At 70.1% G+C, this 13883-nt stretch carries 11 protein-coding genes; 9 read left to right on the top strand and 2 right to left on the bottom strand.

The genetic code is table 11. The features are described 5' to 3' along the window. Positions 1-2 precede the first annotated feature (2 nt). From ACFJIT_RS16145 to ACFJIT_RS16130, 4 genes are all read left to right on the top strand, one after another. On the top strand, positions 3-377 hold the full coding sequence (locus ACFJIT_RS16145; protein ID WP_379654256.1) for a hypothetical protein: 375 nt from the start codon (positions 3-5) through the stop codon (positions 375-377). 259 nt (positions 378-636) lie between these two features. Further along, positions 637-1143, top strand: a complete 507-nt coding sequence (locus tag ACFJIT_RS16140; protein ID WP_379654255.1) for a hypothetical protein — start codon at positions 637-639, stop codon at positions 1141-1143. Positions 1144-1205: 62 nt separating this feature from the next. Next, positions 1206-1817, top strand: a complete 612-nt coding sequence (locus ACFJIT_RS16135; RefSeq protein ID WP_379654254.1) for a deaminase — start codon at positions 1206-1208, stop codon at positions 1815-1817. Positions 1818-1886: 69 nt separating this feature from the next. Continuing rightward, the gene (locus tag ACFJIT_RS16130) at positions 1887-2312 is read left to right on the top strand and encodes a VOC family protein (RefSeq protein WP_379654253.1); all 426 of its coding nucleotides are present in this window, start codon (positions 1887-1889) and stop codon (positions 2310-2312) included. 87 nt (positions 2313-2399) lie between these two features. Here ACFJIT_RS16130 and ACFJIT_RS16125 read toward each other — a convergent pair whose 3' ends face one another. Continuing rightward, positions 2400-2888 (bottom strand): Lrp/AsnC family transcriptional regulator, encoded by a 489-nt coding sequence (locus ACFJIT_RS16125; RefSeq protein ID WP_379654252.1) that lies wholly within the window; start codon positions 2886-2888, stop codon positions 2400-2402. Positions 2889-3204: 316 nt separating this feature from the next. Here ACFJIT_RS16125 and ACFJIT_RS16120 point away from each other — a divergent pair, with 316 nt between their 5' ends. From ACFJIT_RS16120 to ACFJIT_RS16100, 5 genes are all read left to right on the top strand, one after another. Next, positions 3205-5454, top strand: a complete 2250-nt coding sequence (locus ACFJIT_RS16120; protein ID WP_379654251.1) for a TonB-dependent receptor — start codon at positions 3205-3207, stop codon at positions 5452-5454. Positions 5455-5604: 150 nt separating this feature from the next. Further along, positions 5605-8610 carry an amino acid permease gene (locus ACFJIT_RS16115; RefSeq protein WP_379654250.1) on the top strand — a complete coding sequence of 1002 codons (3006 nt, stop codon included), beginning with the start codon at positions 5605-5607 and terminating at the stop codon, positions 8608-8610. Further along, positions 8610-9251 (top strand): FMN-binding negative transcriptional regulator, encoded by a 642-nt coding sequence (locus ACFJIT_RS16110; protein ID WP_379654249.1) that lies wholly within the window; start codon positions 8610-8612, stop codon positions 9249-9251. The genes ACFJIT_RS16115 and ACFJIT_RS16110 overlap by 1 nt, the downstream gene beginning before the upstream one ends. Then, complete coding sequence (locus tag ACFJIT_RS16105; RefSeq protein ID WP_379654248.1) at positions 9248-10231, top strand: alpha/beta hydrolase; 984 nt, start codon at positions 9248-9250, stop codon at positions 10229-10231. Before ACFJIT_RS16110 ends, ACFJIT_RS16105 begins: the two co-directional genes overlap by 4 nt. Beyond that, a complete protein-coding gene (locus ACFJIT_RS16100; protein WP_379654247.1) occupies positions 10228-12216 on the top strand; it encodes a S9 family peptidase in 1989 nt (662 codons plus the stop codon). Before ACFJIT_RS16105 ends, ACFJIT_RS16100 begins: the two co-directional genes overlap by 4 nt. Before the next feature lie 15 nt (positions 12217-12231). On the opposite strand, the gene ACFJIT_RS16095 is transcribed toward ACFJIT_RS16100, so the two are convergent. Continuing rightward, on the bottom strand, positions 12232-13659 hold the full coding sequence (locus ACFJIT_RS16095; RefSeq protein ID WP_379654246.1) for a glycoside hydrolase family 30 beta sandwich domain-containing protein: 1428 nt from the start codon (positions 13657-13659) through the stop codon (positions 12232-12234). Positions 13660-13883: the final 224 nt, after the last annotated feature.

Below are 13883 nucleotides of genomic sequence, written 5' to 3'. Positions count from 1 at the left end.
GAATGGTCGACGCCCTTCAGGGCATTGCCGAAAGATACGAGGCGCGTATGGTCATCATCAGGCAGCACGGAAAGAACGGCGAACTCTTCGACATGGCAAGCTTCTTTGGCGCCATCGATCGGTTCGCGAAGCCAAATCAATGCGTGGGCGGTAACGCCCTTGAGATCGAGAATCGCACCGCCGGAGGCCTGTCGATGTCGGACCCGGTCTTTCGAAACATGTATCGCGATATCCATCAAACGATAGATGGCCACTTTGTCGGCTTGGCTGGAGGTGAGCGCGTGTTTGAGCTGCGAGCCGTGGACTCCTCGTTCTGGGAGGTGACTGGTTCGCCAGCCTTCGAGTCGCATATGCTTCAGACCTATGGGGCGGGGTAGCACGCACAGCAATTTGTCCAAGCCATGGAGAAATGGGCAGGGGGCTTTCTTATGAGTAGCTCAACAATAGCTGGATTCATTGCGGTAACTCTCGCTTTTTGCGGCGCTTGCTCCGGTGCTCCTAATTTTTCCAGATCGCGAGAGTGGGCACGGGCGCATGCCCGCGGCGCTGACCCAGATTAGGCTCGATACGTAGCTGCGGTCCAAGCAGACTTGGCCACAAGGACTCATTCCCCTGAGCGCGCTTAGATCAGGCGGCGTGGGCGCTGGCAATTCAATCAAGCTGAATCTGCTTCGCAGCTTGGCTTACTCTCGGCGTCAGGCCGCTAGTGAAATCCTTGGCACCATGTTCAATCGTCTACCGTTTCCTTTGGTCTATGTGCTTGAAGTCCTGCTTGCGGCTCCGCTGTTCGCCAGCTTCTATCTCGTTGTCGCCTTCGTGGCGTCGCAGCCAGCGGACGCCGTTCGGGCAACGGGCGCCGCGATTCCCACGGGCTGGGAAGCCGCAGTGCCCAACCACGGCGGGTACATACGTGGGTTCCTGCCAAGCGCTCATCCGGTCCTTCTGTGCGCATCAACGATCGCTCTTCTCGCATTTGGCGTGATCGCCTGGCAACTTAGGCTGGCACAGGCAGCGCAAAGGCGGTCCGCGCTTACTGAGCACGTCACGTACCACAAGGTCGCGGCGGCTATTACCTTTGGCGGGTGGGCACTGGTGGCATGGCTGCTCGTCACGTTCGGCTTGCCACAACTGGCAGCGGCCTGACAATGCATTCAATCCGAAGCTGCTGCGGCGCGAGTCGCCTTAGCTGAAAGCGTGGGGCGCACATGAAGTCAAGCTGGTCATCGCTGCCCATCGCCTGGCAAGAGGCGTTTGCCCTTGCCGTGGACTCGTACCTCAGGCAGGACGCTGCGCCGATTGGCGCGGTGGTCACGGATGGGGCTGGCGCGATTGTTTCCAGGGGTGGGAACGCGATCTCGAGCCACCGTTTGGCGCATGCCGAGATGGAGGCCTTCGCCGGTGTCCCGGCGACGCTGGATCGGCGCGCGGCCCGGCTCTTCGTGACGGTGGAGCCGTGTCCGATGTGCGCGGGGGCGCTGCGCATGATGCAGCTCGGCAACGTCCACTTCGCGGCGAGGGATCCGGCGGCTGGCGCAACCCGACTGCTGCAGGACGACGGCTTTATGCGTGAGATCCCCTGCGCGGTGCATGCGCCGCGGATTCCCGCGCTCGAACAGGTTGTCGTTGCGCTGGTGACCGAGCATCGGATGCGGACGGGTCGCACGCGCTGGCAGCCCGCGTGGGAGGCCTATCAGCCCGTGGCTTTCGCCGTCGGCAGGCGTCTGGCCGCCGAGGGCGCTCACGCGCGGTGGCGGCGTGCGTCGCTCGGCCCTGCGTCGCTCTACGAATCCGTCGTTTCGTTCTGCGTCGGGACCTGACGCGTCGCCAAGCCGACGCGCTATGGTCGGCTGCCCGGCCAATCCGTTCCCGGACCCCTGGAGCTAGGTGTGACCAAGACCATCACCATCAGCCTGCCCGTCGCCGATCTGGAGGCGTCCAGGGCGTTCTACACGGCCGTCGGTTTCACGCCCAGCGCGAAGTTCGCCGATCCCACGGCGGCGCTGATGGAGTGGAGCGAGGCCATCAGCGTGATGCTGCTGACCCATGCGCGCTGGGCGACGTTCACCACGCGGCCGATCCCGCCGAGCACCTCGAGCGAGGTGGCGTTGAACATCTCCTGCGCATCGCGCCAGGAGGTGGATGCGATGGCCGAGGCGGCCGGCCGTCATGGCGGCACGACCGACATCAATCCGGTCGAGGACCACGGCACCATGTACGGCCGCGATTTCTGCGACCCCGATGGTCACGTCTGGGGCGCGATGTGGATGGACGCGGGCGATGCGCAGGACGAAGACGCGCCTGCCGCTGATTGATCGCCGGCCCGTCGTCGGCGGACCCTGTGGCGCGATGGCTTCATTGCGCCGAAGACGCGCGGTTGGCGAAGCCGCGCCGGGACGCAGTCAGCCGCGCGGTGCGTCGCGCGTGAGCGGGTAGCCGGAGAACGGCTTGACCTCGTCCATCAGGAAGTGGGAGACGATCTTCTCCACGCCGTAGTCGCCGCCCAGCAGGCTTCGCGCGATGTCCTTCCAGTGATGCACGTCGTGCACGATCACGCGCAACAGGTAGTCGTACGAGCCGGAGACGCGGCTGGCCTCCACCACCTCGGGCATGTCCAGGATGCGGCGGTCGAACTCGGTGAACTCGTCCAGGGCGTGCTGCTTGAAGGTGACCTGCGCCAGCACGATGGTCGCCGAGCGGATCCGGTCCACGGCCACGTGGGCGCGGTAGCTGCGGATCAGGCCGCGCTGCTTCAGCGCCCGCACCCGCGCCAGGCAGGCGCTGGGCGACAGCGCCACCCGGTCGGCCAGGGCCTGATTGGTGATCCGTGCATCCTGCTGCAGGACGTCGAGGATCTTCAGGTCGGTGCGATCGGGCGCTTTGGCTGACATGGCGGGCTTCTTGGGGCGTTGGGCCACCGGACGCGCTGCACGATGTGCGCAATTGGTGGGCCGGGACTGCAGATCCTGCGTTATTGCCGATGGTAACCCGCCGTTCCTGCGGCGTGCATGCAATAAATTCCTTTTCATATCAATCGATTGAGGGCGAGAAAAGCCCCGTGGTTTCTGCTGGACGCGGTTTGGGATTTCACCTACTACTGATCCCGAGCAGGAATTCGCTGCCAGGCGATGGGGAGGTCGCGCTGGCCATCAGGGGGACATCGGAGGTTCCGCCAACCCGCCAACCGTCCAAAGGGGACCGTCCGCCATGAAGTCGTTGCCGATCACCGCTCTCTCCCGCGCCGTGCGCGCCGCCTGTCTGCTCGGCATCGCCGCCTCCAGCGCCGCGCCGGCCTTCGCCCAGGACGGCGACAGCGCGGCCGCACCGCAGACCAAGGACCTCAACACCGTCATCGTCACCGCCGGCAAGCGTAACGAGTCGGTGCGCGAGATCGCCGGCTCGGTCAGCGCCGTCACCGCGGCCGAACTGGACGCGCTGGGTGCGCAGAGCCTGTCCGACTACATCCAGCGCACGCCCGGCGTGGTGTTCAACAGCTATCAGCCGGGCGTGTCGCAGGTGGTGATGCGCGGCATCGCCACCAGCGCGGGCAATGTGCAGGGCCAGGCCACCACCGGCTTCTTCCTCAACGAGGTGCCGCTGACCGAGCCGGGCTGGACCATCGTGGTGCCCGACATCGACACCTTCGACCTCAACCGCGTCGAGGTGCTGCGCGGCCCGCAGGGCACGCTGTTCGGCTCGGCCTCGATGGGCGGCGCGATCAACTACATCGCCAACGTGGCCGACACGAGCGGCTTCGACGCGGCGGCCGAGGCTACCGTCAGCCAGACCAGGAACGCCGATCTCGGCTTCGGCGCCAAGGCGATGGTCAATGTGCCGGTCAAGCAGGACCTGCTGGCGTTCCGCGCCGTGGCCCAGTATCGCGACGACCCGGGTTATCTGGACAACATCGGCACCGGCAAGCAGGGCGCCAACACCACCACGCTGGCCGGCGGGCGCTTCTCCGCGGTGCTGACCCCGGCGCAGGGCACCACGCTGTCGTGGCTGAGCCTGCTGCAGAACACCGACTCGGACGACAACGCCTACCAGATCAAGGGCCTGGCCGACCTGACCCGCAAGACCGCGGTGCCCGAATACACCAACACCAAGGTCGCCGTGCATAGCCTGCGCCTGGACCAGGACCTGGACGGCATGACCCTGACCGCGCTGCTGGCCTACCAGAAGAAGAAGCAGGACTGGCGCTTCGACTACACGCCCATCCGCGGCGCCTACAATGCCGATCTGGATCTGGACCTGACCAGTCCGCTGTCGATCTATTCGGGCGGCGAGAGTACCGGCAAGAGCCTCGAGGTGCGCCTGGCCTCGGACAAGGGCAGCCGCTTCGAATGGCTGGTCGGCGGCATGTACTTCGACACCAGCAAGGACCTGTACGAGACCATCGGCGCCGACGGCGCGGCCGCGGCCTTCGACCAGTCCTCGCTGTACGGCCCGGGCGCCGGCGCGGTGATCGCGCCGGACGGCCGCATCTTCAATGCGTACTACACCCACCTGTCGGGCTCGGAGGCGGCGCTGTTCGGCGAAGGGTCGTTCTCCTTCACCCCGGAGTGGAAGCTCACCCTCGGCGGCCGCCTGTTCCGCACCAAGGTCGATTCGCGCTCGACCCAGGTCGGCTTCTCCACCTATCCGGGCAATCCGATCGTCACCCCGTCGCAGACCAAGGAGGACGGCTTCAACCCCAAGGTCGCGCTGTCCTACACGCCCAACGAGACGGTCATGTTCTACGGCCTGGTCTCGGAGGGCTTCCGCTTCGGCACGCCCAACACCAGCGGGCTGAGCGCCTATCCGATTCCCTCCGGCTCCAAGTCCGACAGCCTGGTCAATTACGAGCTGGGCACGCGCACCAGCTGGGCCGGCGGCCGCTTCCTGCTCGACGCCACCGCCTTCTACGTGGACTGGAAGGACATCCAGCTGCGCCTGCAGACGCCGGACTTCTACAACTACGCGGCCAACGGCGGCAAGGCGTACAGCCGCGGCATCGAGCTGTCCACCCAGTGGCGCCCGACCGACCAGTTCGAATGGGCCGGCAGCGTGACCTGGCAGCACGCGCGTCTGGACCAGGATCTGTTCATCCTCTACTACGGCACCGCGCCGGCCGGCTCGCAGCTGCCGGGCTCGGCCGACTGGTCGATCAACAACACGCTGCGCTACCACTTCGATGCGGCCTACGACCCGACCCTGTCGCTGTCGCACCAGTACCTGTCCAAGGGCATCAGCGATCTCAACTCGGCCGTGCCGGGCATGACGCCCAACGTGCAGGGCAACTACAACCTGTTCGATCTGCGCTACAGCATGACCTTCGGCAGCACCGAGGTCAGCCTGTGGAGCACCAACCTGACCGACAAGCGCGGCATCACCCGCGAGGTGGCCGAGGTCAATGGCATCGGCCAGGGCATCGTGCGGCCGCGCACCGTCGGCATGACGGTGCACTGGAAGTATTGAGCCGCCGGCGGGTCGATGCGGCGCCGCGTTGCGGCGCATCGGCCCGGATCGCATCGATGCGCCGCCTGAGCCTCCACGCCATGTCCGTCTCCTTCGCCCTCGATGCGCGCGACGGTACACGCATGCCCCATGACCCCCAGGATACCCAACATGGCTGATGCCTCCCGCCCGCTGGATCGCTGGCGCCAAGCCATGCACCGCAAGTCGATCGACGTGGTGGTGGCCGACACCGAACGCGCCGGCCTGCAGCGCAAGCTCGGCGCCGGCAGTCTGCTGATCCTCGGCATCGCCAACATCCTCGGCGCCGGCATCTATGTGATGACCGGCGAGGCCGCGGCCAGCTTCGCCGGGCCGGCGGTGCTGCTGTCCTTCGTGCTGGCCGCGCTGGCCTGCGGCTTCACCGGGCTGTGCTATGCCGAGCTGTCCTCGGTGATCCCGGTGTCCGGCTCGGCCTACAGCTATTGCTACGTGACCCTGGGCGAGGGCTGCGCCTGGGCGCTGGGCTGGATGGTGATCCTGGAATACGTGCTGTCGGCCTCGGCGGTGGCGGCGGGCTTCGCGGGGTATCTCACCAGCCTGCTCGGCGATATCGGCGTGCACGTGCCGGCGTGGCTGGCCACCTCCACCATCACCGCGCTGCAGCAGGACGGCCATACCGTGCTGGCGAACAGCGGCGGCCTCAACCTGGTGGCCGCGCTGGCGGTGCTGGCGGCGGCCTGCGTGCTGATCGCCGGGGTCAGCCAGTCGGCGCTGGTCAATGCGGTGCTGGTGGTCATCAAGGTGGGCGTGCTGGTGTCCTTCATCGCGGTCGGGGCGCGCTACGTGGACAGCGCGCACTGGCAGCCGTTCCTGCCGGCCAACGAGGGCGGCTTCGCCTACGGCTGGCCGGGCGTGCTGCGCGCGGCGGCGATGCTGTTCTTCGCCTATCTGGGCTTCGAGACCGTGTCGATGGCGGCCTCGGAGACGCGCAACCCGCGCCGCGATGTGCCCTTCGGCATCCTCGGCTCGCTGGTGGTGTGCACGCTGCTGTACGTCGCCGCCGGCGCGGTGCTGACCGGGATCGTGCCGTTCCGCGAGCTGGGCGTGCCCGATCCGGTCGCGCTGGCGGTGGATCGCATGGGCTGGCCGTGGTTCGCGGTGCTGATCAAGATCGGCGCGCTCACCGGCCTGGGCTCGGTGCTGCTGGCCAACGGCTATGGCGTGTCGCGCGTGGCGGTGAACATCGGCCGCGACGGTCTGCTGCCGGGGCTGTTCGCGCGCGTGCACCGCACCCGGCGCACGCCGTGGCTGGGCAATCTGACCTTCGGCGTGATCGCCGCGGTGCTGGCGGCGCTGCTGCCGATCGGCGTGCTCGGCGACCTGATCTGCTTGGGCATCGCCTCGGCCTTCATCGTGGTGTGCATCGCGGTGATGTGGCTGCGTTCGGCGCGGCCGGAGCTGCGCGGCGGCTTCCGCGTGCCGCTGGGCGGGGTGTGGATCGGCAAGGCCTGGATCGGCACCGTGCCGGTGCTGGGCATCGTGCTGTGCCTGACCATGATGGCGCCGGTGCTGGGCGACATGGTCCAGCAGGTGCGTTCGCGGCGATCCGCTGGCCGCGCTGATCCTGGCCTGCTATGTCCTGGCCGGCGCGCTCGTCTACTTCTTTTATGGCCAGCGCCGCGGGCGGCGCCTGGCGTATGCCGCCGCGCAGCCAACGGAATCCTGATGTCCTTGCCCTCTGTGTCCCTGTCCCAGGCCTTGTCGCTGGGACGCCTCGATGCGCACGACCAGGCCGCGCTGCTGGCGCGCGGCGAGCTGTCGCCGGCCGAACTGACCGCCGCCGCGATCGCCCGCGCGCAGCACTTCGAGCCGGCGCTGGGCGCGCTGAGCCACACTGACTTCGCGCGCGCGCTGGCGCAGGCCGCCGCGCTGTCGCGTCCTGATGCCGACGCGCCGATGCGCGGCGTGCCGTGGCTGCCGAAGGACTCGCTGCGCGTGATCGGCATGCCGACCCGCGGCGGTTCGCGCAGCCGCAGCAGCGTGCCGGCCAGCGACCAGCACGCGTTCGCGCAACGCTGCGCCGATGCGGGCCTGGTCGCGCTGGGCAAGAGCGCGATGCCGGAGTTCGGCCTGATGGGCGTGACCGAATCGCTGCTCGGCCCGGTCACGCGCAACCCGTGGTCGCAGGCTTATTCGCCCGGCGGCTCCAGTGGCGGCGCCGGCGCGGCGCTGGCCGCGGGCGTGGTGCCGCTGGCGCACGGCAGCGACGGCGCCGGTTCGATCCGCATCCCGGCCTCGGCCTGCGGGGTGGTGGGCCTCAAGCCTGGCCGTGGCACGACGGTGCGCGTGCGGGCGCGCCATCCGATCGAGGACCTGATCGTCGCCGACAGCCTGATGTCGCGCAGCGTGCGCGACAGCGCGTGGGCCTTCGCCGCGCTGCATCCGGATCGTCCGGCGCCGGTCACCGCGCCGCTGGCGCGTCCGCTGCGCATCGCGCTGGCGGCCGAGACGCTGCAGGGCATGGCGCCCGATGCGCAGGTCGCCGCGGCGCTGGCGCAGGCGGCGGCGCTGTGCGAGGCGCTGGGGCATCGGGTCGAGATCGCCGCGCTGCCGCTGTGCGGCGCGCAGGTGTTCGAGGCGACGATGACGCTGTGGTCGCACCTGGGCGCCGATGCGCTGGAACTGGCCGAGCTCGCCTTCGGCCCGGCCGGCGCGCGCGCGGCGCTGGAGCCGTTCACCATCGGCCTGTCGGACTGGAACCGCGCCCACTGCGGCGTGGCCGAGCTGGAGCGCGCCTATGCGGTGCTGGCCGCGCTGCCGGCCGCGTTCAAGGCCTTCCACGCGCGCTACGACGTGCTGCTGACGCCGACCCTGCGCGCGCCGCCGCCGCTGATCGGCAGCTTCGCGCCGGACGGCGATTTCGCCGCGGTGTTCGGCGGCATGTTCGACTGGATGGGCTACACGCCGCTGCAGAACCTGGCCGGCACCCCGGCCATCAGCCTGCCGCTGGCCCACGGCGAGGACGGCCTGCCGATCGGCGTGCAGTTCGCCGCCGATCGCGGCCAGGAACCGCTGCTGCTAGGCCTGGCCCTGCAGCTCGAATCGGCCGCGCCCTGGCGCGACCGCTGGCCGCCGGTGTCGGTGGCCGCCTCTGAATCCGGCAAGGACACACACTGATGGGACATGCCCGCGACAGCCGCTTCGCCGCGCGCGACAGCAACGACCTGCTGCGCCTGCTCGCCACCCAGCCGCTGGCCTGGCTGGTGTCGGCCGGCGGCGAGGATGCCTGCTTCAGCCCGCTGCCGCTGCGCGCGCAGCTGGACGAGGCCGGCGAACTGATCGGCCTGATGGGCCACCTGGCCAGGCGCAATCCGCACGTCGCGCGCCTGGCGCGCGATCCGCGGGCCACCGCGCTGGTGCTGGGCCCGCAGGCCTACGTCTCGCCGAGCTGGCTGGACGATCGCACCCAGGCGCCCACCTGGAACTACGCCGCGGCGGTGTTCCAGCTGGAGGTCACCTTAAGCGAGGCGCCGCAGGACATCGCGGCCGAACTCGATGCCCTGGTCACGCAGATGGAGGCCGGGCGCGCGCGCGCCTGGGCACTGGAGGAAATGGGCGAGCGCTATGCGCGCCTGGCGCTCGGGGTGACCGCGCTGCGCGGCCGCATCGTGGCCCGGCACTCGACCTTCAAGCTCGGCCAGGACGAGGCCCGCCACGACTTCGCCCAGATCCTGGCCGGGCTGAGCGCCGGCGGCGAGGACACGCTGGTGGCATGGATGCGCGACTTCGCCGGGCGCGAACATGGAGGCGCCGCATGAGCGCCTCGCTGGATGCGCTGGACCCGCAGCTGCGCCGCTTCGTCGAGGACGTGTGCAAGGAGGGCGCGCGCCTGCGTGCAGGTCGCGCACTGGACTGGCCGCAGCGACGCGAGATCGCTGCGCAGGTGCGCGCGCCCTGGTGCGCGGGCGGCCCGGCGATGGAGCACGTCGAAGACCATGGGCTGGAAGCCGAAGGCCAGGCCTTCCGCGCGCGCGTGCTGCGCCCGTCCACCGCACCGAAGAACGCACCGGCCCTGTTCTATCTCCATGGCGGCGGCTGGTGCATGTTCAGCATCGACACGCACGACCGGCTGCTGCGCACCTACGCACACGAGGCCGGCGTGGTGGTGGTGGCGATCGATTACGCGCTCTCGCCCGAGCATCGCTATCCGCTGGCGCTGCAGCAGTGCGTGGCCGCGCTGGCCTGGCTGCGCGCGCAGGCCGCAACGCTCGGCATCGACGCCGGGCAGCTGGCGCTGGGCGGCGACTCGGCCGGCGGCAATCTGGCCGTCGCCACCGCGCTGCGGCTGCGCCAGGCGCAGGCCTTGTCCGGCGTGCGGGCCCTGCTGCTCAATTACGGGGCCTTCGATACGCGGATCTCCGCCGCCGCGGCGCGCCTGGGCACACCGGAGGATCTGCTGACCGTGGCCGAGATGGAAGAATTCTGGACCAGCTACCTCGGCCCCGACGCGATGAGCAACGACGATCCCCTGGCCCAGCCGCTGCGCGCCGACCTGCACGGCCTGCCGCCGGCCCTGCTGCTCTACGGCGATCGCGACGTGCTGGGCGAGCAGAGCGTCCTCATGGCTCAGCGCCTGCGCGAGGCCGGTGGCCAGGTCGAGCTGCGCCGCTACCTCGGCGCGCCGCATAGTTTCGTCGAGGCCATGGCCGTGTCCGAGCAGGCACGCGCGGCGGTGGCCACGGGCGCGGCCTGGCTGCGCCGCCATCTGGTTTCTTCCTCGCAGGAGAGCGCCGCATGAAGCGGATCGTGTTGAGCTGCCTGTTCGCCGTGTGCTGCGGCATGGGCGCGATGTCGGCGGAGGCGCAGACGCCCGCGTCCCCGCATCTGCCGACGCCGGCCGACTTCGTCGCGCTGGCGCAGGTGGGCGATCCGCAGATCAGCCCGGACGGCGCGCGCATCGCCTACGGCGTGGCCACGCCGCAGGGCGATGGCCAGCCCGCGCACCGCCAGCTGCAGCTGATCGCCGCGACCGGCACGGCGGCGCCGCGGCCGCTGGACGGCGCGGGCAAGGCCGACGACAGCGCGCCGCAGTGGTCGGCCGACGGGCGCCAGCTCCTGTTCCTGTCCGATCGCGCCTTGCCCGGCGCCGAGGCGGCGCCCAAGCCCGCGGCCACGCAGGTCTGGCGCGTCGATGCCGAGGGCCGCCAGGCGCAGGCGCTGACCCGCGCGGCCAGCGACGTCGCTAGCTTCGCGCTGTCGGCCGATGGCACGCGGCTGGCGTATCTGGCGATCGACCCGCCCTCGCCGGCCATGCAGGCGCGCATCGCCGCCAAGGACGATGCGGTCGAGGTCGATCATCCCCGCCTGTTCAAGCGGCTGTGGGTGCAGGACCTGGCCGGCGGTGAGGCGCGCGTGCTGAGCCCGCCCGGCCTGCAGGTGCAGGACGTGGCCTGGGCGCCGGACGGCCGGACGCTGGCGCTGCGCGTGTCCGACGACACCACGCTGAACGGCTACTGGTACAGGTCGCGCGTGGTGCTGCTGTCGCTGGCCGATGGCGCGCTCAGCCCGTCGCTGGAGCCGATGGCCTCGGCGTTCCCGCTGCAGTTCTCGCCCGACGGGACCCGGCTGCTGTACGGCCGCATCGCGCCCTACGGCATGGTCGCCACCGTGTACGCGCACGACCTGGCCAGCGGCAAGCGCGTGGCGCTGGCCGAGGACTGGCCCGGCACGCTGTGGCTGGCGCGCTGGCAGGACAGCCGCATGCTGATCGCGCAGGGGCTGCACGGCGTGCGCGGCGAATTCCTGCGCGTCGATGCCGCCACCGGCGCATGGCGCACGCTGGCCACGCCGCAGATCGCCTATCCCAGCTTCAGCACCGCGCGCACCGGCCGCACCGCCTTCATCGGCCTGCGTGACGCCCAGCCGGCCGAGGTGTGGACCCTGGACGGCGGCAAGCTCACCGCGCGCACCGACACCAATCCGCAGGTCGCCGGCTGGGCGCATGGCCAGGTGCGCGAGCTGGCGTGGACGTCCTCAAAGGACGGCCGCCGCATCACCGGCGTGCTGCTCACCCCGCCCGGCTGGAAGGCCGGCACGCCGCTGCCCACGCTGGTCCAGGTGCATGGCGGCCCGGCCGAGGCCTGGTGGTCGGGCTGGATGGGCTCCTGGCACGACTGGGCGCAGCTGCTTTCCACGCGCGGCTATGCCGTGTTCCTGCCCAACCCGCGCGGCTCGGAAGGGCAGGGCCGCGCCTTCACCGAGCTGGTCCGCCACGACTGGGGCGGCGCCGACTTCCAGGACCTGCTCGACGGCGTGGACATGCTCGAACGCGAAGGCGTGATCGACCCGCAGCGCCTGGGCATCGGCGGCTGGAGCTACGGCGGCTACATGTCGGCCTGGGCGGTGACCCAGTCCAGGCGCTTCAAGACCGCGATCGTCGGCGCGGGCGTGATCGACATCGGCGCCGCGGCCTTGACCACCGACGTGCCGACCTACGCGCCGGGCTACTTCGGCGACCCGGTGACCCACCGCGCCGAATACGACGCGCATTCGCCGATCCGCTACGTGGACCGGGTGAGCGCGCCGGTGCTGATCCTGCACGGCGAGGCCGACGCGCGCGTGCCGCTGAGCCAGGGACAGATGTTCTATCGCGCGCTCAAGTTCCATGGCACGCCGGTGGAGATGGTGACCTATCCGCGCGGGCCGCACTGGTTCACCGAGCAGGCCGCCGGCCGCGACGTCCAGCAGCGCGTGCTGGACTGGCTGGACACACACCTGCGCTGAGGCTGGGGACAGGCCCTAGCGCGCCGGCGCCCAGGTGAAGGTCGCCAGCGTGCGCGCGGGCAGGGTGGCGTGGAAGCCGACCGCGCCCTCGCGCACCGAGAACGTGCGCGGCGCCTGCGCACTGTTGGTGACCACCAGCACGCGCCCACCGTCGGCGTTGACGAAGGCCACATTGTCCACGCCGTCCACCTCGCCGCTGGACTCCACGCGCCGCGCGCCGGGCCGCACGAAGCGGCTGGCATGGGCCAGCGCGTAGTACTCGTCGGTGCGGGCGACCGCGCCGCTGCGGGTGTCGACGTCGACCACGCCGCGGCAGGTGTCGCAGCCGCCGGCGTGCGGGCCGCCGTCCTGGTCCAGCACCAGGTTCCAGAACAGCACGCCGCGCGCGCCGTGGCGCACCGATTCGATGATCAGGCGGCGCGCCTGCAGGGTCAGGCCGCCGCTGCGCAGCGGTTCCCAGTCGCCGCCCGAACACTCGGTCAGGTAGACGTCCTTGTCGGGGAAGGCCTGCTGCACCCTGGACTGCGTGTCGGGCGTGCCGCCATAGCAATGCCAGGCCACCGCGGCGATGTAGCGGTTGGCCTTGGCATCGCGCAGCACGGCCAGCGGTTCCTCGGGCTTGTCCCAGTTGTGGTCCCAGTCGAACAGCAGCGGCGCCGCCCGGCCGCGCGCCGCCAGCAGCGGGCCGAGGTGCTCGCCGATGAAGCGCGCCCGCGCCGGCGCGTTGAGGCGCATGCCGGGATAGTCCTTGGGCTCGAAATCCGGCTCGTTCTGCACGGTCAGCGCCCAGATCGGGATGCCCTGCCGCGCGTAGGCGTCGACATAACGCAGCAGATAGCGGGCGAACGCGTCATAGGCCGCCGGGTCGAGCGTGCCGCGCACCAGGCTGCGGTTGGACTTCATCCATGCCGGCGCGCTCCACGGCGAGGCCATGACCTTGAGCTGCGGATTGATCGCCAGCGCCGCGCGCGTTACCGGCACCACGTCGCCCAGATTGGGCGCGATGGAGAAGTGCGCCAGCTGCGGATCGGGCGCATCGCCCGGCGTGTCGTCCAGCGAATAGTGATGGCGCGAGAAATCCGAGGCGCCGATGGTCAGGCGGGTGAAGCCCAGGCCCAGCCCGCCGTCCTGGTGGCCGAACAGCTCGCGCAGCAGGGCCTCGCGCGCGGGCGCCGTCAGCTGCTGCAGCACCTGCGCGGAGGCATCGGTGATCGAGGCGCCGAAGCCGACCATCGCCTGACGCGGCGCATCGGCGTGGACCTCGATCGCGATCGGCAGCGCCACCGGCGCGTCCAGCGCGATGGGCGCCATCGGCGCCAGCGCCTGGCGATGATCGTGGGTGGTCAGCCACGCCTGTACCTGCGGCGGCTCCGAGGCAGTGGCGGACAGGGCGAAGGCGAGGAACAGGCCGGGCAGGCCTGTGCGAAACGACTGCCGGTTCATGCCGCGCGGCCTCATCGACGGCCCCACAACCTGCCTCAAGCCTGCGCCAATGACATGCTGCGCCGCGCAAGATCCGCATCGCGCGGCGTGTGTCGGCGGCGCTCTGGCGTGGCGCGCGTGCAATCGATTGCTTCAAGGCGTGCAATCGATTGACACGCTTTGGCAGATGGCCGTATCACGGCGCCTGTCAGACGCCTGGGAGGGCAATGAAGATGACGTCCACT

Origin of the sequence: Pseudoxanthomonas sp. UC19_8 (assembly GCF_042700505.1) — a bacterium.
GTDB lineage: Bacteria > Pseudomonadota > Gammaproteobacteria > Xanthomonadales > Xanthomonadaceae > Pseudoxanthomonas_A > Pseudoxanthomonas_A winnipegensis.
This window is presented reverse-complemented; position numbering and strand designations above follow the sequence as displayed.

Bases quoted from the DNA above. Each gene is read 5' to 3' on its own strand.
- ACFJIT_RS16145 (WP_379654256.1), top strand. From the start codon at position 3: ATGGTCGACGCCCTTCAGGGCATTGCCGAAAGATACGAGGCGCGTATG.
- ACFJIT_RS16135 (WP_379654254.1), top strand. From the start codon at position 1,206: ATGAAGTCAAGCTGGTCATCGCTGCCCATCGCCTGGCAAGAGGCGTTT.
- ACFJIT_RS16125 (WP_379654252.1), bottom strand. From the start codon at position 2,888: ATGTCAGCCAAAGCGCCCGATCGCACCGACCTGAAGATCCTCGACGTC.
- ACFJIT_RS16120 (WP_379654251.1), top strand. From the start codon at position 3,205: ATGAAGTCGTTGCCGATCACCGCTCTCTCCCGCGCCGTGCGCGCCGCC.
- ACFJIT_RS16115 (WP_379654250.1), top strand. From the start codon at position 5,605: ATGGCTGATGCCTCCCGCCCGCTGGATCGCTGGCGCCAAGCCATGCAC.
- ACFJIT_RS16110 (WP_379654249.1), top strand. From the start codon at position 8,610: ATGGGACATGCCCGCGACAGCCGCTTCGCCGCGCGCGACAGCAACGAC.
- ACFJIT_RS16105 (WP_379654248.1), top strand. From the start codon at position 9,248: ATGAGCGCCTCGCTGGATGCGCTGGACCCGCAGCTGCGCCGCTTCGTC.
- ACFJIT_RS16100 (WP_379654247.1), top strand. From the start codon at position 10,228: ATGAAGCGGATCGTGTTGAGCTGCCTGTTCGCCGTGTGCTGCGGCATG.
- ACFJIT_RS16095 (WP_379654246.1), bottom strand. From the start codon at position 13,659: ATGAACCGGCAGTCGTTTCGCACAGGCCTGCCCGGCCTGTTCCTCGCC.